At 64.0% G+C, this 22,833-nt stretch carries 21 protein-coding genes; 9 read left to right on the plus strand and 12 right to left on the minus strand.

Features of this window, described 5'->3' with window-relative positions; translation table 11 throughout:
* Nucleotides 1-42: 42 nt before the first annotated feature.
* Nucleotides 43-1,038 carry a tRNA dihydrouridine(20/20a) synthase DusA gene (gene dusA, locus XI08_RS39255; RefSeq protein WP_271578526.1) on the minus strand — a complete coding sequence of 332 codons (996 nt, stop codon included), beginning with the start codon at nt 1,036-1,038 and terminating at the stop codon, nt 43-45.
* Between the two features lie 823 nt (nt 1,039-1,861).
* On the opposite strand from dusA, the gene XI08_RS39260 reads away from it, so the two are divergent.
* From XI08_RS39260 to XI08_RS39280, 5 genes are all read left to right on the plus strand, one after another.
* A complete protein-coding gene (locus XI08_RS39260) occupies nt 1,862-3,514 on the plus strand; it encodes an ABC transporter substrate-binding protein (RefSeq protein WP_271578620.1) in 1,653 nt (550 codons plus the stop codon).
* Between the two features lie 35 nt (nt 3,515-3,549).
* Nucleotides 3,550-4,560 carry an ABC transporter permease gene (locus XI08_RS39265; RefSeq protein ID WP_271578527.1) on the plus strand — a complete coding sequence of 337 codons (1,011 nt, stop codon included), beginning with the start codon at nt 3,550-3,552 and terminating at the stop codon, nt 4,558-4,560.
* Nucleotides 4,557-5,405 carry an ABC transporter permease gene (locus tag XI08_RS39270; RefSeq protein WP_271578528.1) on the plus strand — a complete coding sequence of 283 codons (849 nt, stop codon included), beginning with the start codon at nt 4,557-4,559 and terminating at the stop codon, nt 5,403-5,405. The genes XI08_RS39265 and XI08_RS39270 overlap by 4 nt, the downstream gene beginning before the upstream one ends.
* Nucleotides 5,384-7,108 carry an ABC transporter ATP-binding protein gene (locus XI08_RS39275; RefSeq protein WP_271578529.1) on the plus strand — a complete coding sequence of 575 codons (1,725 nt, stop codon included), beginning with the start codon at nt 5,384-5,386 and terminating at the stop codon, nt 7,106-7,108. Before XI08_RS39270 ends, XI08_RS39275 begins: the two co-directional genes overlap by 22 nt.
* Nucleotides 7,109-7,303: 195 nt before the next feature.
* Nucleotides 7,304-8,656, plus strand: a complete 1,353-nt coding sequence (locus XI08_RS39280) for an FAD/NAD(P)-binding protein (RefSeq protein WP_271578530.1) — start codon at nt 7,304-7,306, stop codon at nt 8,654-8,656.
* 40 nt (nt 8,657-8,696) lie between these two features.
* Here the strand turns inward: XI08_RS39280 and XI08_RS39285 are convergent, their stop codons facing one another.
* From XI08_RS39285 to XI08_RS39305, 5 genes are all read right to left on the minus strand, one after another.
* Nucleotides 8,697-9,098, minus strand: a complete 402-nt coding sequence (locus tag XI08_RS39285; protein ID WP_145639666.1) for a VOC family protein — start codon at nt 9,096-9,098, stop codon at nt 8,697-8,699.
* 134 nt (nt 9,099-9,232) lie between these two features.
* On the minus strand, nt 9,233-10,015 hold the full coding sequence (locus XI08_RS39290) for a class II aldolase/adducin family protein (RefSeq protein ID WP_208750605.1): 783 nt from the start codon (nt 10,013-10,015) through the stop codon (nt 9,233-9,235).
* Nucleotides 10,016-10,031: 16 nt separating this feature from the next.
* Complete coding sequence (locus XI08_RS39295) at nt 10,032-11,024, minus strand: NAD(P)-dependent oxidoreductase (protein ID WP_271578531.1); 993 nt, start codon at nt 11,022-11,024, stop codon at nt 10,032-10,034.
* A gap of 136 nt (nt 11,025-11,160) precedes the next feature.
* On the minus strand, nt 11,161-11,544 hold the full coding sequence (locus tag XI08_RS39300; protein WP_271578532.1) for a 4Fe-4S dicluster domain-containing protein: 384 nt from the start codon (nt 11,542-11,544) through the stop codon (nt 11,161-11,163).
* Nucleotides 11,541-13,136: an FAD-binding protein gene (locus tag XI08_RS39305; protein WP_271578533.1), complete on the minus strand. Its 1,596-nt coding sequence runs from the start codon at nt 13,134-13,136 to the stop codon at nt 11,541-11,543. Before XI08_RS39305 ends, XI08_RS39300 begins: the two co-directional genes overlap by 4 nt.
* A 470-nt stretch (nt 13,137-13,606) precedes the next feature.
* On the opposite strand from XI08_RS39305, the gene XI08_RS39310 reads away from it, so the two are divergent.
* Genes XI08_RS39310 through XI08_RS39320 form a run of 3 tightly spaced genes read left to right on the plus strand, consistent with a single transcriptional unit; the run spans nt 13,607 to nt 16,245 of the window.
* The gene (locus XI08_RS39310) at nt 13,607-14,611 is read left to right on the plus strand and encodes an ABC transporter substrate-binding protein (protein WP_231088355.1); all 1,005 of its coding nucleotides are present in this window, start codon (nt 13,607-13,609) and stop codon (nt 14,609-14,611) included.
* Nucleotide 14,612: 1 nt separating this feature from the next.
* A complete protein-coding gene (locus tag XI08_RS39315; RefSeq protein ID WP_145639675.1) occupies nt 14,613-15,428 on the plus strand; it encodes an ABC transporter ATP-binding protein in 816 nt (271 codons plus the stop codon).
* Complete coding sequence (locus XI08_RS39320; RefSeq protein WP_271578534.1) at nt 15,421-16,245, plus strand: ABC transporter permease; 825 nt, start codon at nt 15,421-15,423, stop codon at nt 16,243-16,245. The genes XI08_RS39315 and XI08_RS39320 overlap by 8 nt, the downstream gene beginning before the upstream one ends.
* A 25-nt stretch (nt 16,246-16,270) precedes the next feature.
* Here the strand turns inward: XI08_RS39320 and XI08_RS39325 are convergent, their stop codons facing one another.
* The 6 genes from XI08_RS39325 to XI08_RS39350 form a co-directional block, all read right to left on the minus strand.
* Nucleotides 16,271-16,618 (minus strand): DUF3088 domain-containing protein, encoded by a 348-nt coding sequence (locus XI08_RS39325; protein ID WP_271578535.1) that lies wholly within the window; start codon nt 16,616-16,618, stop codon nt 16,271-16,273.
* 27 nt (nt 16,619-16,645) lie between these two features.
* A complete protein-coding gene (locus XI08_RS39330) occupies nt 16,646-16,966 on the minus strand; it encodes a 4Fe-4S dicluster domain-containing protein (RefSeq protein WP_271578536.1) in 321 nt (106 codons plus the stop codon).
* Complete coding sequence (locus XI08_RS39335) at nt 16,963-18,588, minus strand: FAD-dependent oxidoreductase (RefSeq protein WP_271578537.1); 1,626 nt, start codon at nt 18,586-18,588, stop codon at nt 16,963-16,965. The genes XI08_RS39330 and XI08_RS39335 overlap by 4 nt, the downstream gene beginning before the upstream one ends.
* Nucleotides 18,589-18,651: 63 nt before the next feature.
* Nucleotides 18,652-18,903, minus strand: a complete 252-nt coding sequence (locus XI08_RS39340) for a hypothetical protein (protein WP_271578538.1) — start codon at nt 18,901-18,903, stop codon at nt 18,652-18,654.
* Nucleotides 18,904-18,928: 25 nt separating this feature from the next.
* Complete coding sequence (locus XI08_RS39345) at nt 18,929-19,726, minus strand: MetQ/NlpA family ABC transporter substrate-binding protein (protein ID WP_271578539.1); 798 nt, start codon at nt 19,724-19,726, stop codon at nt 18,929-18,931.
* A 35-nt stretch (nt 19,727-19,761) separates the two neighbouring features.
* The gene (locus tag XI08_RS39350; RefSeq protein ID WP_271578540.1) at nt 19,762-21,081 is read right to left on the minus strand and encodes an O-acetylhomoserine aminocarboxypropyltransferase/cysteine synthase family protein; all 1,320 of its coding nucleotides are present in this window, start codon (nt 21,079-21,081) and stop codon (nt 19,762-19,764) included.
* 253 nt (nt 21,082-21,334) lie between these two features.
* On the opposite strand from XI08_RS39350, the gene XI08_RS39355 reads away from it, so the two are divergent.
* Nucleotides 21,335-22,729, plus strand: coding sequence for an LLM class flavin-dependent oxidoreductase (locus tag XI08_RS39355; RefSeq protein WP_271578621.1), 1,395 nt, complete (start codon nt 21,335-21,337; stop codon nt 22,727-22,729).
* Nucleotides 22,730-22,833 lie beyond the last annotated feature (104 nt).

Raw genomic sequence — 22,833 nt, forward strand, 5'->3', positions numbered from 1 at the left:
GAAGAGCCGGATGTTGCGATCCGGCTCTTCACCTGGCGGCAGTTAGGCGGCCGCCTCAACCGGCGCACGCACACCGACGCGCGCGATCGCATCGCGCAGCACGTCGAGACCGGCGCCCGGCTTTACCCCCTGCTCGGCAAGATGGCGGCGGAAAGCGCGCGCGCCGGGCACGGCGTGGAATGCGCCGACGAAATGCCGTGTGATGGCGTGCAGGCGCGTGCCGCGCGCGAGCTGCGCCTCGATATAAGGCATCATCGCTTCGAGCGCGTCCTGCATCGTCGCATGCGGCGCCGCTTCGCCGAAGATATCGGAATCGACGGAGAGCAGCCGCCAGGGATCCTGATAGGCGGCGCGGCCGAGCATCACGCCATCGACATGTTCGAGATGTGCTACCGCCTCGTCGATGCCTGGGATGCCGCCATTGATGATGACGGGCACATCAGGCATCGCACGCTTGAGCCGATAGACGCGCTCGTAGTCGAGCGGCGGGATGTCGCGGTTCTCCTTCGGTGACAGGCCGTTGAGCCAGGCTTTCCGGGCATGCACGATCAGCGCATCGCACCCCGTTGCGACCACCGCGCGCGCAAGCGTATCGAGCGCCGCTTCGGGGTCCTGGTCGTCGATCCCGATGCGGCATTTCACCGTGACGGGAACGCCGACCGCCTGCTTCATCGCATCGACACACCTCGCCACCAGCTCCGGCTCCGCCATGAGACAGGCGCCAAAGCGGCCATCCTTCACGCGATCGGACGGGCAACCGACATTGAGATTGATCTCGTCATAGCCGAACGCCTCGCCGATCCGCGCCGCCTGCGGGAGCTCGCGCGGATCCGAGCCGCCAAGCTGAAGCGCCACCGGGTGCTCCGACGCATCGAACCCGAGCAGCCGCTCCCGGTCGCCATGGATGATGGCGCCAGTGGTCAGCATCTCCGTATAGAGCAGCGCCCGCCGCGTGAGATGACGGTGGAACACCCGGCAATGCCGGTCGGTCCAGTCCATCATGGGGGCCACGGAAAAGCGATAGTCTTGATATTTCAACTGGTTACAACATCCGCTTAGTAGTCGCCCGGTTATACTACTTCCGCGAAAATAGTATAGCCACCGTTGATCGCCATTCTGCCTATGGCCAGCGGTACTGGTGTCGCGTTCTCCCCAGCCACTCGAGAAAATGAGACGCCTCTGCCGGGTCATTCGCTGCGCATTGGCGCGATTATGGTGGAACCACAACCCAAAGGGCAGTGTCGATCCGCACCGGACGGATTTCGACACCCCCAACGAGGAACTATCCGCTCACGCCGACGTCCGCTCGCAGATAGACAATCGTCTCTGGTGATGCTCCGAACGACGTCTCACATGCGTCAGGTCATCCAGCACCTCGGCGGACCATTCGTTCCGAACACGTGGACCCGCTAAAACGTCGGTGTCGCGCGAACCGTCGCGAGCGCGCCTTTGACCCGCAAGCAAAGTCGACGGCGAGAACGGCAGATTCGAGCGGAGGCCCCATCTCGCATGGGCTGAGGCGCGCGCAGCTTACCGCAGCGGCTTCAACCAAGTTTGTGAAAGCATCGAGCTCCGCTCCAGTGCGACCGCCCCTGGCACGCGTCTCAAAACTGACATGCGACCAAGTGCGACAATCGATACGTATTTGGTCACAAGACAACCGCAGCCGAGTGCGTTTGCACTGACGACAAAATAGCTGTCACTCACATGGCTCCGATCCCGAAGCATTTGTTGTCCATCTCCAGCGAAATTTGGAATGGCCAGATCCGTTCGTTTCGCTTCTCCTACGCAGAAACGCCGGTCGTGCCGAAGCATCTCCATGAATGCCGCGATCGACGCCACCAATCATCAGGGGCCTTCCATGATCGCGCGCTTCTCTTCGCTCTCGCTCTCCCGGCGTCGCCTGCTGGCCGCGACCTCCGTAGTGACTGCGGTCGCCCTAACAGCAATGGCGGGACTGTCTCCGGCACGGAGCGCCGGCGCTCCACCAACAGGCGGCGACATCACCTTCCTGATCGACTCGCTCGGCAGCACGTGGATCCCGAACAACAGTGCGATCTCCAGCTTCCAGGGCCACGTCTGGGGCCATGTGACCGACAAGCTCGTCTATGTCGATGCTGACGGCAAGGTCAGTCCCTGGATCGCCGAGAGCTGGGAGCAGAACGGCGACGCCACGCAGTTCACCCTGCACCTCAAGAAGGGCGTGACCTTCTCCGACGGCACTCCGCTTGACGCAGCGGCTGTCGTCGCCAATCTCGACATCTGGTATGCCGGTCGCAAAAACGATGGCATCAACCCGATTGGGCTGTTTCCGAAGACTTACGAGCGCGCCGAGGCGGTCGACGCGGCCACGGTGAAAGTCTTCTTCAAGGCACCGACGCTCGGGTTCATCCCGACGCTCGGCTACCATGGCTCGATCCTGATCTCCCCGAAAACCATCGCGCAACCTGCGGCCCAGCAGGCCGACCTCTCCAAGACATCCGGCAGCGGGCCGTATGTGGTCGCCTCCTGGAAGGAGGGCGATTTCGTCAAGCTGGTCAAGCGCAAGGACTACAATTGGGGTCCCGCCGCCGTCGGCCACACCGGCCCGGCCTATCTCAATTCGATCACCTACAAGCTTGTATCGGAGCCGTCGCTCCGGGTCGCGGCCGTCCAGTCGGGACAGGCCGATGTCGCCTACAGCCCCTCACCGCAGGAATTGAAGTCTCTCAAGGAGGCCGGGTTCACGATCGCGACGCCGCGCTATCTCGGCTTTGTCAACGGCCTCGCGATCAACACCAAGCTGGAGCCGTACAATGACGTGAAGGTGCGACAGGCGCTCCAGGCCGGCATCGACCGGAAGGAGATCATCGACACCGTCTATACGCCTGACTGGAAGCTGGCGACGTCCTTCATCCAGAGCAACGTGCCCGGTGCGACCGACCACAGCGACCTCCTGGCCTATGACCCCGGCAAGGCCGAGAAGCTTCTCGACGAAGCCGGCTGGATCAAGGGGGCCAATGGCATCCGCACCAAGGAGGGCAAGCAGCTGTCGCTCACACTTCACTCCAATCCCTACCTCGCGACGGCGAAGTCGGTCGACGAGCTCATCGCCCAGCAACTCGGCAAGATCGGATGGAAGGTCACCATCCGGGCCTACGACGTCGTGACGTTCGGCGAGAAGGTCCGGTTCGGCGGACCAGCTGTGCCGGCCTACGAGGTGACGCGCAGCTTCATCGACGCCGGCACGGTCGCCAGCATCCTCACCGATGCCAACAATGGTGAGAACTGGTTCAATCTCGGCGACAGCGACAAGAAGCTCAACGAGCTTCGCGACAAGATTGCCGGCGCGGCCTCTCTCGACATTCGCAATCCGCTGCTCGACGAGTTGCAGACCTACGTTCTCGAGCAAGGCTACTTCATCCCGCGCACGCAGATCGTCCAGCGCATCTACGTGCAGTCTCCGAAGCTCAAGGGAGAGGTCTACAACGGCATCGCCTACGCCAGCTATTACACGGCGACGATCGGCGAATAGGGCGCGGTGCAACCGAGCAGTGTGAGGCAACCGGCATGAGAAGTGCCTATCTGTCCTATGCCGCAAAGCGTTTCGCCCAGGCTGTCATCGTCATCCTGTTGGCTTACGTCTTCACCTTCGTCGTCGTCAGCATCCTTCCCGGCGATCCCATCACCAACGTGCTACGCGACCCCCAGAACGGGTTCAGTGAGGACCAGATCAGGCAGATCATCGCCGCCCAGGGCTTAGATAGGCCGATTCCGGTCCAGCTCTGGACGTCCTTGTCCAACTTCGTGACGGGTGACCTCGGCTTGTCGATGCGGTCCAGCCGGCCGGTGACAACCCTGATTGCCGAGGTTCTACCTTCGACGTTGATCCTCGCATCAGCGGCGTTTGCCATCGCGCTGCTGCTGGCGCTCACGATTGCCTACGGCACGCAGTTTGTTCCGAAACGTTGCGGCCAGGGCTTGCTGCGCGGTTTCCCGTCGTTGTTCCTGTCAGTGCCGAATTTCGTGATCGGCCTGGCACTGATCCACATCTTCGGTTTCCAGCTCGGGCTGTTTCGGGTGATTGCGCCTGATAGCTTCTGGGCAACTTTCTTCGCCGCGATCGCGCTCGGGGGGCCCGTCTCCGCGCGGATCACCGAGGTGCTGATCGCGAACCTCGACAAGGAGTCCGAGCAGGAATACGCCGCCGTTGCGCGCAGCCGTGGACTGGGACAAGCGCGTCTGTTTGCCAGGCATTTGCTCAAACCGTCTTCGCTCCCGGTCGTCACCGTCATTGCACTCGCGATCGGCGAGTTGCTCGGCGGTTCGCTGATCACCGAGACAGTGTTCGGACGCACGGGCATCGGCAGCCTGGTGCAGCGCTCGGTGAGCACGCAGGACCTGCCTGTCCTGCAGGCGGTCGTCTCGCTCGCCGCAGTCGTGTTCGTGCTGGTCAATTTGATCGCCGACCTCGTCTACCCGCTGCTCGATCCGCGCGTGAAGCTGATCGGAGGTCGCAGGGTGCGCCCGACCACCGCTGACGACAGCGCGACTGCCACATCCGCAGCGGTGACCTCATGACCCTCGCCTCCTTCTCTTCTGCTTCGCGCGGCACGTCGATCGGCCGGTTGACAGCTCTTCGCGTGCCGCCGACCGTCGCGCTTTCTTTCGTGGTCATCGCGCTCGTGATCGCATGGTCGCTGGCGCCGGGCTTGTTCACGACTCATAGCCCGATCGTCGGCGTTCCTGCTGAGAAGCTGCTCAGCCCGAGCGCCGCGCATTGGTTCGGCACCGACCACCTCGGCCGCGACCTTTATGCCCGCGTCGTCTACGGCACGGCATCCTCGGTGACGAGCGCGCTCATCGCCGTCGTCATTGCCGCCGTAGCAGGCGGACTCATAGGGCTTCTGGCGGGCTTTCTCAGCGGCTGGGTGGACATTGTGCTTGCTCGCCTGGTCGACGTGCTGCTGGCGATCCCGAACTTCTTGCTGGCAGTCATCGTGGTCACCGCGATCGGTTTCGACACCACCAACGCCGCGATCGCGACCGGCGTCTCCGCGGTCGCCGTGTTTGCCCGGGTGATGCGCTCGGAAGTGATCAAGACCCGGCAGGCGGTTTTTGTCGAGGCCGCGTTCCTGATGGGCGGCTCGCGCTGGCACATCTTGCTGCGGCACGTGCTGCCGAACGCGTCGCGCTCGGTGCTCCCGCTCGCGGTCTTGCAATTCGGCCTGTCGATCCTGGTGATCGCGAGCCTTGCCTTCCTCGGCTACGGCGATCCGCCTCCCGCCTCCGACTGGGGCCTGCTGATCTCGATCGGCAAGGACTACCTCAAATGGCCGTGGCTAGTGTATGCGCCCGCCTTCGTGACAATCGCGACCGTCCTCTCCGTGAACAGGATCAGCCGATGGCTGCGCAAGACAGACTGACCGCAAACACATTCACGCGCGCCGAGCGCACCGCGCCAGTGCCGCTGCGCCCGCTTCCGCTGCTCCGGGTCGATGGCCTCTCGGTCTCTTACGGGCCGCACGAGGTCGTGACCAATGTCGGGTTTGAACTCGGCCGCGGCGAGAGCCTTGCTCTCATCGGGGAGTCCGGCTCCGGCAAATCGACGATCGCCCGCGCGGTGCTGCGGCTGCTTCCCAGCGGCGGACGCGCCACCGGCCGCGTCGCGTTCGACGGCCAGGAGGTGCTTGATATCTCCGAGCGCGGCTTCCGGCCGCTGCGGGGACGCGCCATCGGGTTCGTGCCGCAGGATCCTGCCAACTCGCTCAATCCGGTGCGGACGATCGGCGCCCAGGCACAGGAGGCCGCCGCGCTGCTCGACGAGCCCGACACGGCGATCCGCAAGCAGCTCATCCTGGAGACCTTCGCCGAAGTCGGGCTCGACAACCCTCAGCGTGTCTACGACTCCTACCCGCACCAGCTGTCCGGTGGCATGCTCCAGCGCGTGCTGATTGGCCTCGCGATTCTTCCGCGGCCGGCACTGCTGGTGGCGGACGAGCCGACTTCTGCGCTCGACGTCACGATCCAGAAGCGCATCCTCGACCTGCTCACGCGGCTGCAGCACGACTTCAAGATCAGCCTGCTGCTCATCACTCACGATCTGGCGATCGCCGCCGAACGGGCGAACGCGCTGGTGGTGCTCAAGGATGGCGTCGTTCAGGAAGCCGGCCGGACCGCTTCCGTCTTCTCCTCGCCGGCGTCGGCCTACGCGCGAAAGCTGCGCGCCGACGTTCCGGCCCTCAATCCTGACCGCTACGCTGCCCTGCGCGACGCGGGCTTCCAAACCCTCAAGACCGGCGACGCTGCGACACCAAAGATCGAGGTCAGCGCCGTCACGAAGACCTTTACCGTTGACGGCAAGACGCTGACGGCCGCCAGCGATTTGTCGTTCACAGTTCCGGCCGGCACCACGCACGCGCTGGTCGGCGAGTCCGGCTCGGGCAAGACGACGGCGATACGGCTGCTGCTGGGCCTCGAGCAACCTGACGCCGGCACCATCTCGGTCGCAGGCGAACCGATCACCGGTCGTTCGCCTCAGGCACTCCGCTCTGCATGGCGTCATCTTCAGCTGGTCTACCAGAACCCGTTCACTTCGCTCGATCCGACATGGACGGTCGAGCAGTTGGTGCGCGAGCCGCTCGACCGCTTCAAGGTCGGAACGCGCAAGGAGCGCGACGAGCGGGTACGCGAAGCGTTGGCCGACGTCCGGCTCGGCGAGCACCTGCTGTCCCGCAAACCAGGAGCTCTGTCAGGCGGCCAGCGCCAGCGCGTCGCCATCGCCCGGTCGCTGGTGCTCGAGCCTGAGGTGATCGTGCTCGACGAGCCCACCTCCGCACTCGACGTCAGCGTCCAGGCCGACATCGTCGAAGTGCTACTCTCGCTACAGGCCAATCTGGGCCTGACCTATGTGTTCGTTTCTCACGACCTGGCGCTGGTGCGCCAGCTCGCCCACACCGTCTCGGTGATGCACCGCGGGCGGATCGTCGAGCATGGAGCGGTCACCGAGATCTTCGACAATCCGCAGCAGCCCTATACGAAGTCGCTGCTGGCCTCGATCCCGTCAGGTGTCAGCGGTGCGATGCACGCACAGCAGCCGCAACTCAAACTCGCCGTGGCTGCCGAATGATCGACACCTCACAGGGCGACAGCCGCCGCGTAGCGACATAAACATTCTATGCACCCCAAGTTCGATAGAAAAATGACTGCGCGCTTTTAACCTAGGGAGATATGTCACGTCCGTCCGACTATCACCGTAATCGGGTCGTAGAACCAAACGCAGTCCTGCAAAGTTGGTCGACCGACGAAAAACGGGGGCGGCACGATGGGTGCGGAGGGGCGGCACGCGATCGTCATCGGGGGAGGCGCCAGCGGCGTCCTCCTCGCCTTTCAGCTGCTGAAGACCAATCCATCCGATCTCCGCGTGACCTTGATCGAGAAGAGGCCCGAGATCGGACGCGGACTTGCCTATCATGCAGGGAATCCCGAACATCTCCTCAATGTGCGCGTGACGAATATGAGCGCGCTGCCCGACGATCCCGAGCATTTCTGGAACTGGCTGTGTGCGCAGCCCGCCGGACCGTTGTGTCCGGATCCCTATTGCTTCGTTCCGCGGCAAACCTACGGGGACTATCTCGCCGATCTGATCGCGCCGCTGAAATCGCGTGAGGGGTCTAATGGCCTGACCATCGTACGTGGCGAGTGCGTATCGATCCACGAAAATCCCTCCGACGTCGCAGTCACCCTTGCAGACGGAACATGCTACACCGGGAGCACGGCCATTCTCGCGACCGGCCATGATGCCGCAGTGCGGCTGCTGGCGGGCCACGCCGAACCGTGGGCCTCACCCGCCGAGGCCGGCATCGACACGAAGGCCACCGTGCTCATCCTCGGCACGGGTCTCTCGATGGTCGACTATGTCCTGTCGTTGCTTCGCTACGGACATCAGGGGCGGATCGTCGCAATGTCGCGGCGCGGCCTTCTGCCGAGAGCCCACCGACGCGTCGATCCAATGCGCTTCGCCGAAGGCGAGATCCCGTTCGGCGCCGAGATCGGGCCGCTGCTGCGCTGGTTTCGCCACCGCATCGAGATGCACGTCACTGAGGGCGGCGACTGGCGCGGTGCCGTCGACGCGATCAGGCCTTTCACCCAGCGGCTTTGGCAGGAACTGCCGTTGAGCTCCAGGCGCCGTTTCCTGGAACACGCCCGCGCCTGGTGGGATGTGCATCGTCACCGCACCGCGCCGGAGGTCGAGGCTCGCATTGCGGAGGCTCTCGCGGCAAAACGGCTGACGGTCATCGCCGGCAAGCTCGCCGCCATCGCTCCGAATCCCGACGGCGCGATCGTTCGCTACCGCAGGCGCGGCCAAAGCGAGACGTCCGAGCTTCAGGTCGGAGCCATCGTCGACTGCACCGGCATCGTCCGGGATCCAGGTGCGAGCACCAACCCGGCCGTACGCAGCCTGCTCGACCAAGGCCTTGCCCGCATCGATCCGCTGCGGATCGGCATCGACGTCACACCCGACTGCGTAATCCTCAATCGTGACGGGTCGCCCTCGCGCCGCCTCTACGCCGTCGGCCCGCTGACGCGGGCCGCGTTCTGGGAGATCATTGCCGTTCCCGACATCCGACAGCAATGTGCGGAACTCGCAGCACGCCTCGGCAAACATTCGTTCTAGGTCACAGAGGGCCGAGAGCCAGATTCGTTATAGGCGCTCTCTATCCCCGTTCAATCACCTGTGCGATCTCCCAGACATGGCCTGAAGGATCAGCAAAGGACGCGGTTCGCCGCCCCCAGGGACGATCGATCGGCCCGTTGAGCAGGCCGACGCCAATCTCCCGAAGCGCCGAACACACCTGATCGACGTCAGCAACCCTGATCGTCAAGAGCGCGCGTGCCCCTGCGGAGGACTGCGCGACGCGCGACGGTTCAACGAGCGGCGGCGCTTGCGACACGTCGAGAAGATTGATCAGGAGACCACCAAATCGAAGGACGGATGAGACTGCGTCCTCCCAAACAGTCTCAGATGCGAAAACCCTGGCGTAAAACGCTCTCGACGACACGATGTCGTCGACAAATAATGTGATGACTTCAACTTCGCTTGGCAGACCATTGACCATGCCGCCCTGCTCCTCACCGTTGCTACGGCGGCTTGCACACGCAAGATGAACCGCCTGCCGTTATATCTCACGATGTCCGAGCGTGGCGCAATGCAGGGAACCGGGCCATTGGCCCGGCTCAGAGGCCTTGATTCCTAGTTAAACAGATCCGGCTCCGCCTCGCTGATCCAGTCCCACAACGGCTGGAAGCTGAAGTAGCCGCCCTTGTGGGTTCCGACCTGCCGCGAGGTCAAGCTGGCGATCTCGTGCGGGATCGGCTTTGGCGTGCCGGCGGCCTCGGCAAGCAACTGGGCGCGCGCGGCATTGTCCATCGCGATGTACCACCAGGCGGCCGCCTCGATGGTCGGCCCCACCGTGAGCAGGCCGTGGTTCTGCAAGATAGCAGCCTTCTTCGATCCCAGCGTCTGCGCGATCTTGCGGCCCTCTTCCGCTTCCAGCACGACGCCTGAGAACGGATCGAACAGCACGTGATCCTCGTAGAAGGCGCAGGAGTCCTGCGTCAGCGGATCGAGCAGGCGTCCGAGCGCCGACCAGGCCTTGCCATAAGTCGAATGGGTGTGCGCCGCTGCGATCACCTCCGGATGCGCGGCGTGGATCGCCGAGTGAATTACGAAGCCGGCCTGGTTGATCGGCTTGTCGCCGATCAGGATATTGCCGTCGTGATCAACGAGCTGAAGGTCGGAGACCTTGATCTGGCTGAAATGCTTTGACAGCGGGTTGATCCAGAACCTTTCAGGGAATTCTGGATCGCGCACGGTGACGTGGCCTGCGAGCCCCTGATCGAAACCGTAGCGCGAGAACAGGCGGAAGGTTGCGGCAAGCCGCTGCTTGCGATGCAACCGCTCTTCCTCGAACGTCGCCGCCGGCTTGCGCTCGACCAGGGAGTATTTCTTCGGTTTCTCGACGACCTTGTTCATTGTTGCCGTTCCCTTTCTAGTATTCGAGATTCTTGTCGAAGACGTCGGCCAGCGCCACGCCATGCGCGTAAGCGTCGAGGTTGACCAGGGTCTTGTCCGCCAGCCGCTTGGCATCCTCGCCACCCGTCCATGATACATGCGGGGTCAGGACGACCTTGGGATGGTGATAGATCGGATCACCCTCCGGCGGCGGCTCCGGGTCGGTGACATCGAGCGTGGCGCCGGCAATCCGTCCATCATCGAGCGCCTGCAACAGCGCGCGCTGATCGACGATCCGCCCGCGTGCGACATTGATCAGGTGCAGCGACGTCTTGGAGCGCGCCAGCACATCGGCGTTGATCAGACCCGCCGTTTTGCTCGTCGCTGGCAAAGCGAGGACGAGATGATCGGAAACCGCGACCAACTCCTCGATGCTGTCGACAGGCTGGATGCCCGGAAGGACATATGGCCAGGCCGAGCGCCGCAAAACCCTGATGTTGACGCCGAACGGCTTGACGCGCTCGACGACGGCGCGGCCGATGGCACCGAATCCCGCGATACCGATCGTCTTGCCGCTGAGCGAGCCCAGCGGGGTGATTTTCCATTCTGCACGGCTGCGCGGCCGGATGTCGTGGATGCGTTTTTCGAAGCTGAGGATCGCCGCAAGGACATATTCGGCGATCGGATCGGCCGAGATGCCGCGGCCGACCGTGACCACGGGGCCATCGAGCAACCAGGCCGGAAAGAAATCGACGCCCGTCGAAGCGGTCTGGATCCAGCGCAGGCCAAACGGCCAGCCGGCGGGCTTCTCCGCGGGCGCACCGTGCCAGCCGGCGAGCGGCCGCGTCAGCAACACGTCCGCCTCGGGGGCGATCTCCCATGGCGCGCGATCGGTGGGATGATCGATGATCAGCGGACGCGACCAGTGATCAGCCAGCGCGGCCCGAACCTCCGCGCCGAGCTGATTGACGATGATCGGCGATCGTACGCTGGTGGAGGCGCGCCTGCTTTCAATTCGCGGAGTGTTCATGTCCTGCAGCTTTACGATGGCAACAACGAGGACATGCTAGGCGCTCAGCCCAGGATAGTCTTTTCAAAGATCATCGCTGTCATGCAACAACAGGACGACGCATCTCGGCACGACAAACGAGTTTGTCTCTCCGGACTCACTTGGTGCGGATCACGTCGGCCGACGTCACTTTCGCCTGCGCCGCGGCCTCGCCGGCGCGGCGGAAGACGGTTTCCATCAGCCATTGCTCATTGGGAAAGCGATCCGACCGTTCGTCCCAGCCGGAATGCTTGCGGTATTGACCGAGGCGACCGGAGGACACCACTTCGGTCTCGTCCACGGCGACACGGCGGTCGCAATCGGGTGCAACGTAGATGGCGTCGGCCTGACAATAGAGCTCGCACATGAAGCAGGTCTGGCAATCCTCGACGCGCGCGAGGATCGGCAGGCCGCCTTGCCCGGCGTCGAGCACATTAGCTGGACAAACCTCAATGCATGTCCCGCAATCCGTGCAGCGGTCCGCGACGATGAGCTCGATCATGATGCCACCTCGAGCTGACCAGTCTTGGCGCCCCCAGGAGCACCGTCGACGGCGACCCAGACTTGGTCGAGGCCGCCGCTCAGCAAACGGACTGCAAGCCCGGAATCCCGTGAAGGGAAATCCTCGCGGCGATGAAGGCCCCTGCTCTCCTCGCGTGTTGCCGCCGTGGCGACGGACCAGCGCGCTGTCGCCAGCAGCGCCGCCGTCTCGCGCGAGGCAATCGTGCCTGTGTCGGCGTGATCGGCCAACTCGGTCCACAAGCCCTCGAGCACCTCTGCAGATGCTGCAAGTCCTTGCCCGGTGCGGAATAGATTTTTCTCGAACGGGTGCATTTCGGCACGCACGCCGTCGCGAAGCGCGGCGAGATCGACGCCCCTGGCGCCCCTGCGGGGCTCGCGGCCAAGTGGCCGCAATCGGCCCGCGCTCCTCTTCGCGCTTCGCGCCAGGCGCGCCGCTGCACGCCCGGCAAACACACCGGACGAAAGCGCCCAGGCCGAGTTGACATTGCCGCCGCCGGAGATCGCGCCCGCAACCTTCTCGCGCGAGGCGTTGTCGCCGGCCACGAACAGTCCCGGTACCGACGTCCTGCCATCCACGTCGTGCACGCGCACCCCGCCGATGCCACGAATGGTGCCGTCATTGTGCAAGGTCACCTCGAAGCGGTCGCGATACGGATCGATCCCCCAGCGGTCGAACACCAATGGCACGTTCGGCGAAATCGTGTGCATCCGCGCCTTGATGTCGTCGGGCAAACGGTGCAGCGAGCAGTAGACCGGTCCGCGCTGAAGAGCGCGTGCCAGGCGAATGGTCTGGTCGGGGCCGAAAGGAATATCGAGCTCGCGCCCGTCGGCATCGTAATAGGTCGCGAACGAATACGCCATGCTTCGCGTCATCGTCGAATGCGCGGGTGCAATGGTGTAAGCCGCAGTGAACTCCATGCCGGACATCTCCGCGCCCGCTTCGGCCGCCATGAGATAGCCGTCCCCGGTGTTGGTTCGCGAACCCAGAAGGTGGGAGAGGAAGCTGGTGCCGCCGGCTGCGAGCACCACCGCGCCGGCCTCGATCCGATACGCCCTCCCGCCATCCTGCCGGCGCTGGCCGCGGACACCGCCAATCGAGCCGTCCGATCGCGCCAGAAGCTCGAGCACGGGCGAATGATCGAGGATGGTGACGCCGTGGCTCAGCACCTGCTGCCGCAGGGCGCGCATATATTCGGGCCCGCGGACTGCGCGATAGTTTACCCGCCCCTCGTCATCCACGCCGAACTTGTAATGGCGTGCCAGCGTCGGCAGCGTGCGCCAGGTCTGGTCGAGGATGCGATACATCCAGTCCGCTTCACCAAGACCGAGGCCACTCGTAACACGATTGGCGACGGCCGCATCGCGCGCCGCCGGAGGATCCGGCGGGACCCACCAATGGCCCGGCCCCGCCGCGGCCGTGACGCCGCTGGTGCCGCAATAGCCCTTGTCGACCAGCACGACCTTCGCCCCCGCTTCCGCGGCAGAGGTCGCAGCCCAGGCACCCGCCATCCCGCCGCCGACGACCAGCACGTCGGTCGCCAGCGACAGCTCTTCGAGCGTGGACAACACCATGATCTCTGCCTCTGACAAAACGGCGGCTGGCCGGCACCGGAAGATGCCAGGCCATGCCCATCGCCGCGATGTTTGAGCCGGACCCCGGCCGCGTCAATGAAAGGCAAAACTCTTTTGGCGGCTTGCGGCGAACGAGACGCCCTGCCGTCTTCGATGTCGGGAAGACGTCTATTTCACCGTAGAACAGACTTCTCCGGAGAGGACGGCGACTGAAACGTAACGTCCTTCTATTGTCAGGTCCCGTCGGACGCCCGAAAAGCGGATCGAAGCTCCTCAAGGCACAGGAACAGACTTCCTTCATCGAAGCACCATGGGAGAACGGATTTCTCGTCAAACGCGGCGAGCAGGTGCGTTTCTTTCGAAAATGGCGCAGCGACATCAGTTCACTGGACCGGCTGATTGATTTCCTGAAGTGTGCCGCATGGCTCGTGGTGAGCCCTCGCGCGAATTGGAATTCAAGAGACGTCAACATGAATAGATCGAGGCTTTTGCAGGCGGCGCTCGCGCTGATCATTACGCTGGGCGGCGCGAATGGCGTTCGCGCCGAGACAGGCCAGCTTCGCATCGCCCAACAATTCGGCATCGCCTATCTTCCGCTCATCGTCGCCAGCGAGAAGGGGCTGATCGAGGAAGAAGCCAAGGCACTCGGCATTGCGCCGCCAAAGATCGAATGGCTGCGGCTGTCCGGCGCGGCGGCCATGAACGAAGCGCTCATTTCAGGCGGCCTCGATTTCGCAACGGCCGGCATCACGCCGATGATCCTGACCTGGGACAAGACGCGGACCACAGCCAAGATCATCGGCGTCGCCGCACTGGGCTCGATGGCCAATATCCTGACCACCAACAATCCCAACATCAAGACGCTGGCGGATTTCACCGAGAAGGACCGGATCGCTCTGCCCTCGGTCAAGGTCGGCTTCCAGCCGATCGTCCTCCAGATGGCGGCGGACAAGGCGTTCGGCAAATACGACAAGCTGGACGAACTCACCGTCAGCATGCCGCATCCGGACGCGACGGCCCAGATTCTGTCGGGCCATTCCGAGATCACGGCGCATTTCACCTCGCCGCCGTTCTCGCAGCAGCAACTGGCGAGCGGCAAGGTGCATCAGGTCCTCAACAGCTACGACGTGCTCGGCGGCCCACACACCTTCAACGTGGTTTATTCCACCACGAAGTTCGTCAACGACAACCCGAAGACGATTTTGGCGTTCGTCCGCGGTCTCGATCGCGCCAACGAATGGATCAAGGCAAACCCGAAGGACGCCGCCGCGCTTTACATCAAGGCGGAAGGTTCGAAGCTTGCGCCTGATTTCGTCGAGAGCATCATCCGCGACAAGGACGTGAACTTCACCACCGCGCCCGAGGGCGCCCAGAAGTTCGCGGATTTCGAGGCCAAGGTCGGCCTGATCAAGCAGGCGCCGGCATCATGGCGGGATCTGTTCTGGTCCGGCCTCGGAGAGAAACCGGGAAGCTGACATGAACGTCGCTCCGCGACTGACGGGCCTCGTCGGCGATACGGCGTCGCCGACACTACTAGAGCTCGATCACGTCAGCATCAGCTATCCGACGCCGGACGGCATCCTCACCGCGGTTGAAGACGTCAGCTTCAAGATCGCGGCCGGCGAACGGCTGGTCCTGCTCGGCCCGTCAGGCTGCGGCAAGTCCACGCTGCTGCGTGCCGTCGGCGGTTTCCTCAAGCCGAGCGCCGGTGAAATCCGCATGAACGGCCGGCGGATTGCAGCCCCGGCGCCGGACCGCATGACCGTGTTTCAGGAGTTCGATCAGCTGCTGCCGTGGCGTACCGTGCTCGGCAATGTCCGCTATGCCCTGGAGCGGGGAAGATCGCTGCCGCGGCGAGATGCAGAAGGTATTGCGCGGCGCTGGCTTGAGCGCGTCGGACTGAAGAATTTCGTCGACGCTTTCCCTCACACCCTGTCCGGCGGCATGAAGCAGCGCGTCGCGATCGCGCGGGCCTTTGCGCTGGAGCCGGCGTTGCTGTTGATGGACGAACCCTTCGCCGCGCTTGACGCGTTGACGCGTCGGCAGATGCAGGACGAACTGCTCAAGCTGTGCGAGGAGACCGGCAACACCGCCCTGTTCGTAACCCATGGCATCGACGAGGCGATCCGCGTCGGAACCCGCATCCTGGCCCTGACGCCGCACCCGGGACGGCTGGCCGCCACCTTCGATGTCCCGCCGGACACCCGCGCCCGCGGCAGCTCGGGTTTCGGTGAGCTGGAACGACGCATTCAGGAGACCGTGTTTTCTGCTCCGGAAATCAACCATGTCTGACATCACGGTCCCGAAACTCGTTCGTGCGCCAGCGCTGCGGCGGGCGCTCGAGGGAACACCCTGGCGACGCTTCATAATCCTCGCCGGCTTTGCGCTCGCCTGGGAGCTCTATGCGCGCTGGCTCGACAACGCGCTTCTGCTGCCGACCCTGGGCGCGACGCTGTCGGCGCTGTGGTCGGCCGTCCTGTCGGGCGAGCTGCCGAACCGTGCAGCGACCTCGCTGCGGGTCCTCATCACCGGCTATGCGCTGGGCGTTGCCGTCGCGGCGGTGCTGACGACCCTCGCCGCCCTGTCGCGCTGGGGCAATGAGGCCCTTGGCCTGTTGACGTCGATGTTCAACCCGCTTCCGGCCATCGCGCTGCTTCCCATTGCGCTGCTCTGGTTTGGGGTGGGAACGCCTAGCCTCATCTTCGTGATCGTGCACTCCGTTCTTTGGCCGGTGGCCCTCGCCTGCTACGGCGGCTTCCTCGCGGTGCCGCCGACTTTACGAATGGCCGGCCGCAACCTGGGCCTCTCGGGGGGCCGGTTCGTCGCGGAGATCCTGGTGCCTGCGGCCTTTCCCCAGATCCTGTCGGGCTTGCGGATCGGGTGGGCGTTCGCCTGGCGCACGCTGATCGCGGCGGAACTCGTGTTCGGCGTCAGCGCGCGGTCCGGCGGGATCGGCTGGTTCATCTACACCAGCCGCGCGCAGCTGGAGACGGCGAGCGTCTTTGCGGGATTGCTCACAGTGATCCTGATTGGTCTCCTCGTGGAGGGCGTGATCTTCCGGAGCCTGACGCGGATCACGGTCCAGCGCTGGGGACAGGTGCAAACCTAGGGGATGCCGAGGATCCCGATCGGTCCTATTGGTGGACATGCGGGAATGCGTAGCGATCGGCCAGATAGCGGAGTATTCGTTCCGAGGAATCGATGAAGCGCCGGCCGTTGGCAACGCCTGCGTCGTCAGGCACCGGCCGGCTCTCATCAAAGACCAGAACCGGAAGCGATTGATGCTGCTCGCCCAGGATTTCAATGAGGGCCGTTCGCGGACGCGCGAACGGCAGGCGGTGCACCTCGATCTGCGTTGCCAATCCGGGAAACGACGCCAGCACTCCTTCGATCGCGTTGCAGTGCGGGCAGACGAAGAAGCGGCCCGGCCGCTCGGGATCTTCAAATCCCGGCTTCAACAGAAAGAGGCGATCTCCGCTCATGGCCGGCCTCCAGAGACGACATGAATCTCAATGGCCGAACAGCCGATAGCTACGATCGGCCGCCCGCAGGTGCCGGCTCTCCTCGACCCAGCCCACCGCTCGCCGATAGCTACCCAGCAGGGTCGCTTCCTTCAATGTCGCCACGTCGACCGTTTGCGGCGCGTCGGCGAACGGCGAGACGAACAGCGCATCCTCGGGACAATAGAGCTCGCACAGAAAGCAGGTCTGACAATCGCTCTGGCGCGCGATCCTGGGAATGCCGTCGGTCTTGTCGAAGACATTGGTCGGGCACACGCTCACGCAAATGTCGCAGGCCGTGCATTGTTCGGCGTCGATAACCTCGATCATTCGGCGGCCTCCGCATATTGCTTAGACGCCAACGGGCGCGCCGATGTCCAGACGTCGTCTAGCCCGCCGGTCGTCACGAAATGGAGGTAACGGTCGTCCTGTTCGGGGTAGTCGTCGCGGCGGTGCATGCCCCGGCTTTCCTGACGCGCCAGCGCGCTGCGATACATCCAGCGCGCGGTCGCGAGCATGGCCGCCGCTTCGCGCGCGCGTAGCAGCTCCTGATCGTCTGGCGCATCGGCAGCCGAGGCATCAGACCACAATGCATCCAGCCGACGGAGCGACCCACCCTGCCGCCCGGCCTCGCGGAAGTAATTCAGCTCGTAGGGGAACACCTCATCCTGAACGCTCCGCACGAGCGCGCCGCCCTGCAATGGCCGACCATTGCCGGAGCGCAGACCAACAGTGCCGCGCCGGAAAGCCTGACGCCCGATGGTTGCGCCCAGTTGTCGCGCAAACTCGGCGGCACCCTGGCCGGCCCAACAACCTGAAGACATCGCCCAGGCCGCATTGTGGCTGCCGCCGCCGGTGAAGCCGCCGCAGATCAGTTCGCGCGTCGCGGCATCGCCTGCGGCGTAGAGACCCGGAACGGTGGTCGCGCAACTGTCGTCGATGATCCGCAAGCCCCCCGTGCCGCGAACGGTTCCCTCGAGGCGCAACGTGATCAGAAAACGTTGCGTGAACGGATCGATACCGGTGCGGTCGAACGGGAGAAAGAAATTCGGCTGCGACACGCGCATCTGCCGCCGGGTCTCGGCATCGGCCTGGTCAAGCAGCGCGTATACTGGGCCTTGACGGAGCGCGCGCGCAATCACGGAGCGTCCGCCTTTAGAGGACGCGCCGGGGATGACGCGCCCGTGCTCATCGGTGAAACTCGCCCAGCTGTAGAACAGGGTCTTGGTCACCGATCCGAAGGCCGGCGAAATCGCGTAGGCGTTGGAGAACTCCATGCTGGTGAATTCCGCGCCCACTTCCGCGGCGAGGAGATAGCCGTCGCCGGTCAGCACGTTGGAGCCGAGCGTCTTGCTGAGGAATGCGCATCCGCCGGTGGCGATCACCACGGCCTTGGCGTTCACCACCCAGCGATCGCCCTTCTGGCGGCGCAGGCCCGCAGCTCCCGCCACCACGCCGTTGCCATCGACCAGCAGTTCCAGCGCCGGCGAATGATCGAGAATGGTCACGCCGGCCTGCTTGGTCCGCTTGCGCATCAGCCGCATGTATTCCGGGCCCTGGAGCGAATTGCGTTGCGGCCTGCCGTCGTCATCGACGGGATAAGGATAGCCCCAGTCGGCGAGCTGGTTGCTCTGGGCGTAGGTCCGATCCAGCACGCGCGCCATCCAGCGGCGATCTTGAAGATGACCGCCCAGCTTCTCACGGCTGGCCATCGCGGCCTCGCGGCGCTCCGGAGCCGGGTCGACATACCAGACGCCGGTGCCGGCGGCCGCCGTCGCGCCTGATGTGCCGCAAAAGCCCTTGTCCGCCAGCACGACGCGCGCACCATGCTCGGCGGCGCTGATCGCGGCCCATGTGCCCGCCGGACCGCCACCGAGAACCAGCACATCCGCGTCGAACACGACGGATCCTGTCGAACTCGACAGCTTCTCGGCACGACCAGGGTTCGACATCACTAATCTCCGATCTCATTTCTGAACGGCCCTTCGGCCATCACGCGCAATCTGCTGCAAAATCTATCCAACGCGGGCAACCAGGACATCCGCCGTAGCATCCGCGAATTCGGAAGACATGTCGTTGAAGACCGCGAGTTCCTGAACGGTTGCGGCACGCGGGCGGCGGTTCAACGCCTCGGAGCCCTGTCGATTCAGGAAGAAGCGCCCCAGAGCCTGCACAAACGCCGGCGATCCCGCGATCTCTGAAGCGTGGCTCTCACTACCGGCCACGAAGGCAAAGCTCATCTGATTCACGTCGACGACATAGATCATGCTGAAGCTTTCCCTCGAGGGCGCGCTAGCTGCTGAACCCCGCCGGGATGAACGCCGGGATCTTCTCCTCGATGAATTGCTTCACCTCCGGCGAGTTGAACACCTGGATGAATGCCTTCAGGCGCGGATCGTCCTTCTTGTCGGGCCGGGCCGTGAAGCGCAGCACGAGGCCGTCGTCAGCGGTGCGATCGATGATCAGGGCGGACTTCGGATCGCCGCCGGCTGGAATGAGGTAAGTGATGTTGACGAGCGCCAGCGTTACGTCGTCCAGCGACCGATAGGTTTGGGCGGGGTCGAGCTCGACGATCTTGAGGTTCTTTGGATTCTCGATGATGTCGAGCTTGCTGACCGAAAAGCCTTTGCCGGGCGCAAGCTTGATCAGCCCCGCCCGTTCCAGCAGGATCAAACCGCGGGCACCGTTGAGCGGCTCGTTTGGAATAGCGACGCTGTCGCCCGACTTGATCTCATCGAGCTTCTTAATCTTCTTCGAGAACAGGCCGACAGGCGCAATCACGCCCACCTTGTCGACCTGCACCAGATTGAAGCCGCGCTGCTTGTTCTGAAGAGCAAGATAAGTCGCATGCTGGAACAGGTTGGCATCGACCTCGCCGCTGTCCACGACCTCGTTCAACGCCACCCAGTCCGACAGCTCGACGATTTTGACGTCCTGTCCCTTCTCCTTGGCGAGCTTGGCGGCAAAGGACGCCAATTGGGCAACCGGGCCGGCGCTGGTCGCAATCTTCAGCGGTTCACCGGCGAAGGCGGCTGCCGTGAATGCGAGCCAAAGACCGGCGGCCTGGGCGGTACGACGTAGGATTTTCATTGCCTCAGTTTCCATTGCAAATCAGTTGGCGCATCTCACGCGGCCTTGCGTGCACTGGCGTCGGCCTGCGCCAACGCCTGGCCGAGATCCGCCAAAATGTCGTCGGGATGCTCGATGCCGACCGACAGGCGGACATAGCCAGGCGTGACGCCGGCGGCGAGTTGCTCGGCGGCGGCCAGTTGCTGATGCGTCGTCGACGCCGGGTGAATGGCGAGCGACCGGGCGTCGCCGATATTGGCGACGTGATAGAACAGCTTGAGCGCATCGATGAAGCGACGGCCGGCCTCGACGCCGCCTTTCAGCTCGAAGCCGACGAGGGCTCCGTAGCCGCCCTTCAGATAGGCATCCGCCCGGCGCTTGTTCTCTCCGCTCTGCAGGCCGGGAAAGATCACGTTCGACACCGAAGGATGTTTGGCGAGGAAATTCGCGACCTTCACCGCATTCTCGTTGTGCTGACGGATGCGCAGGGGCAGGGTTTCGAGACCCTGGATGAACTGGAAGGCATTTTGCGGCGCGATCGACGCGCCGAGATCGCGCAACAGCTTGACGCGGGCCCGCAGGATATAGGCAATCGGACCCAACGGCTTCGCCGCCTCCGTCCAGATCGCGCCGTGATAGGCCTCGTCGGGCTTGTTCAGCAGCGGGAAGCGGTCGGCATGCGCAGCCCAGTCGAAATTGCCGCCATCGACGATGGCGCCGCCGATCGCGGTGCCATGGCCGCCGATATATTTGGTCGTGGAATAGACCACCACCGCGACACCATGCTCGAACGGTCGCGCGATCAGCGGCGAGGCCGTATTGTCGAGAATGAGCGGCACGCCGAGCGAGCGGCCGATATCCGCGACTTCCTTGATCGGGAACACGTTCAGCTTGGGGTTCGGGAGCGTTTCGCCGAAATAGGCCCGCGTCTTCGCGTCGGTCGCGCGGCGGAAGTTTTCGGGGTCCGAAGGATCGACGAAGCGAACCTCGATGCCGAACTGCTTCAGGGTCTGCGAAAGCAGCGTCCAGGTCCCGCCATAGAGATCGGTCGACGACACGATGTTGTCGCCGGCTTGCGCGATGTTGAAGATTGCGAAGGCGGAGGCGGTTTGTCCCGAGGCGACTGCAAGCGCGGCCGCCCCGCCCTCCAATGCCGCGAGCCGCGTCTCGAACGCCTCCTGGGTCGGATTGCCGATGCGGGTATAGATCGGGCCCAGTTGCTCGAGCGCGAACAGGCGCGAGGCGTGATCGGCGTTCTCGAACTGGAATGACGTGGTCTGGTAGATCGGAACCGCCACTGCGCCGGTGGCGGGATCGGTGCGGTACGATCCACCGTGCAACGCCAGCGTCTCGAAATTCCGCGTTTCCAAGGCCATCTGTTTTTCCCTTTCGATCTCGAGAGCGCGCGCCGTGCGCGGCAAGCCGTGCTTATCGATGAAAATGATGCGGCCGGATTCCGCCTCTGTCGAGCGTGTCAGAAAAATAGCGATGCACGTGCTGCATCATCGCCGCCTCGCAACGCGTTTGTTTCCGTGCCTTTGCCGAATTGGAAACAAACTCGCTCGCGCAAGATGTTAAAAATGATCGTGCGGAGCGAATGTGCTTCGCGATGAACGATCGGGCCAGACCATGACGCGACTGCGCGAGCTGCGCTTCAACGCTTTCAACATGACGGCCCCAAGCCACAATTGGGCGGGCCTGTGGTCTCATCCGCGCGATGCGTCCATCGACTACAACACGCTCGATTATTGGGTCGACTACGCCAAGACCGCAGAGCGTGGACTGCTCGACGGCATCTTCCTGGCGGACGTATTCGGTGTGTACGACGTCTATGGCAGCAATGCCGATGCCGCCGCCCTGCATGCCGTGCAGCTGCCCAACGCCGACCCGACACTGCTCGTGTCCGCCATGGCTCTTGTCACCAGCCATCTCGGCTTTGGCATCACGTCCAACCTGACCTTCGAGCATCCCTATCAACTTGCGCGTACGTTTTCGACGCTCGACCATCTGACCAGGGGCAGGATCGGCTGGAACATCGTCACCGGATATCTCGATAGCGGCGCGCGTGGCATGGGCCTTCCGGCTGGCCGGGCCCACGACGACCACGCGGCCGAGGACTTTCTCACCGCGACCTACAAGCTATGGGAGGGAAGCTGGGAGGATGCCGCGGTTCGCCGCGACCGCGGCAGCCGCATCTTCACGGACCCTTCAAAGCTCCACCGCGTTCTGCATGAAGGCCCCTACTTCAAGGTCGACGGCATCCATCTCGCCGAGCCGTCGCCGCAGCGAACCCCGCTTTTGTATCAGGCCGGCACCTCGAAGCGCGGCCGCGCCTTCGCCGCCCAGCACGCGGAAGCGATCTTTCTCAACGGCCAGACCAAGCCGATCCTTGCGCGTGCCGTTCGCGAGATACGCGAAGCCGCCAAGGCCTATGGCCGTGATCCCTACGACATCCGCCTGTTTGCCGGCGCGACCGTGATCGCGGCGCCGACACGGGACGAGGCGAACGACCTGCTCGCGGACTACGCACGCCATGTCGACCGGACCGGCCAGCTCGCCCTGCTGTCGGGCTGGACCGGCATCGACTTCTCGACCTATCGGCCCGACCAGCCGATCGAATATGTCGAGAGCAACGCCATCCAGTCGATGGTCGAGAATTTCACGGTACGGAGCGACCGGCCGGTCAAGGTCGGCGATCTCGCGAGACTCAGCCGCGTCGGCGCCCGGTCGCCCTTCGTGGTCGGCTCGCCGCAGGATGTCGCCGACGAGCTGATTGCCTGGGCGGATGAGACCGATGTCGATGGCTTCAACCTGTTTCGCCTGGTCGCGCCGGAATCGCTGAACGCCTTCGTCGACCTCGTGGTGCCGGAGCTGCAATCGCGCGGCGTCTACAAGACCGCCTATCGCGACGGCACACTGCGCGAAAAGCTGTTCCCGGGACGCGGCCCGCGGCTCCGCACGACGCATCCTGGCGCGAGTTTTCGGCGCTCACCCGACACGCTGCGATCCGATGCCGCCGAATAGCGGGCGGGCCGATTTCAGATAACAAGCTGCACCGCGTGGAAAATTCCGTTCTCAGGTTGTCTCCGATCAGAGACGCTTCCTCTCCAACTGCACCGCATTCCGAA

It is taken from the genome of Bradyrhizobium sp. CCBAU 11361 (genome assembly GCF_028128935.1).
GTDB classification, from domain to species: domain Bacteria; phylum Pseudomonadota; class Alphaproteobacteria; order Rhizobiales; family Xanthobacteraceae; genus Bradyrhizobium; species Bradyrhizobium niftali.

Excerpts from the sequence above, each read along its gene's own strand:
- XI08_RS39260 (WP_271578620.1), top strand. The coding sequence starts at position 1,862 with ATGATCGCGCGCTTCTCTTCGCTCTCGCTCTCCCGGCGTCGCCTGCTG.
- XI08_RS39265 (WP_271578527.1), top strand. The coding sequence starts at position 3,550 with ATGAGAAGTGCCTATCTGTCCTATGCCGCAAAGCGTTTCGCCCAGGCT.
- XI08_RS39270 (WP_271578528.1), top strand. The coding sequence starts at position 4,557 with ATGACCCTCGCCTCCTTCTCTTCTGCTTCGCGCGGCACGTCGATCGGC.
- XI08_RS39275 (WP_271578529.1), top strand. The coding sequence starts at position 5,384 with ATGGCTGCGCAAGACAGACTGACCGCAAACACATTCACGCGCGCCGAG.
- XI08_RS39280 (WP_271578530.1), top strand. The coding sequence starts at position 7,304 with ATGGGTGCGGAGGGGCGGCACGCGATCGTCATCGGGGGAGGCGCCAGC.
- XI08_RS39285 (WP_145639666.1), bottom strand. The coding sequence starts at position 9,098 with ATGGTCAATGGTCTGCCAAGCGAAGTTGAAGTCATCACATTATTTGTC.
- XI08_RS39290 (WP_208750605.1), bottom strand. The coding sequence starts at position 10,015 with ATGAACAAGGTCGTCGAGAAACCGAAGAAATACTCCCTGGTCGAGCGC.
- XI08_RS39295 (WP_271578531.1), bottom strand. The coding sequence starts at position 11,024 with ATGAACACTCCGCGAATTGAAAGCAGGCGCGCCTCCACCAGCGTACGA.
- XI08_RS39300 (WP_271578532.1), bottom strand. The coding sequence starts at position 11,544 with ATGATCGAGCTCATCGTCGCGGACCGCTGCACGGATTGCGGGACATGC.
- XI08_RS39305 (WP_271578533.1), bottom strand. The coding sequence starts at position 13,136 with ATGGTGTTGTCCACGCTCGAAGAGCTGTCGCTGGCGACCGACGTGCTG.
- XI08_RS39310 (WP_231088355.1), top strand. The coding sequence starts at position 13,607 with ATGAATAGATCGAGGCTTTTGCAGGCGGCGCTCGCGCTGATCATTACG.
- XI08_RS39315 (WP_145639675.1), top strand. The coding sequence starts at position 14,613 with ATGAACGTCGCTCCGCGACTGACGGGCCTCGTCGGCGATACGGCGTCG.
- XI08_RS39320 (WP_271578534.1), top strand. The coding sequence starts at position 15,421 with ATGTCTGACATCACGGTCCCGAAACTCGTTCGTGCGCCAGCGCTGCGG.
- XI08_RS39325 (WP_271578535.1), bottom strand. The coding sequence starts at position 16,618 with ATGAGCGGAGATCGCCTCTTTCTGTTGAAGCCGGGATTTGAAGATCCC.
- XI08_RS39330 (WP_271578536.1), bottom strand. The coding sequence starts at position 16,966 with ATGATCGAGGTTATCGACGCCGAACAATGCACGGCCTGCGACATTTGC.
- XI08_RS39335 (WP_271578537.1), bottom strand. The coding sequence starts at position 18,588 with ATGTCGAACCCTGGTCGTGCCGAGAAGCTGTCGAGTTCGACAGGATCC.
- XI08_RS39340 (WP_271578538.1), bottom strand. The coding sequence starts at position 18,903 with ATGATCTATGTCGTCGACGTGAATCAGATGAGCTTTGCCTTCGTGGCC.
- XI08_RS39345 (WP_271578539.1), bottom strand. The coding sequence starts at position 19,726 with ATGAAAATCCTACGTCGTACCGCCCAGGCCGCCGGTCTTTGGCTCGCA.
- XI08_RS39350 (WP_271578540.1), bottom strand. The coding sequence starts at position 21,081 with ATGGCCTTGGAAACGCGGAATTTCGAGACGCTGGCGTTGCACGGTGGA.
- XI08_RS39355 (WP_271578621.1), top strand. The coding sequence starts at position 21,335 with ATGACGCGACTGCGCGAGCTGCGCTTCAACGCTTTCAACATGACGGCC.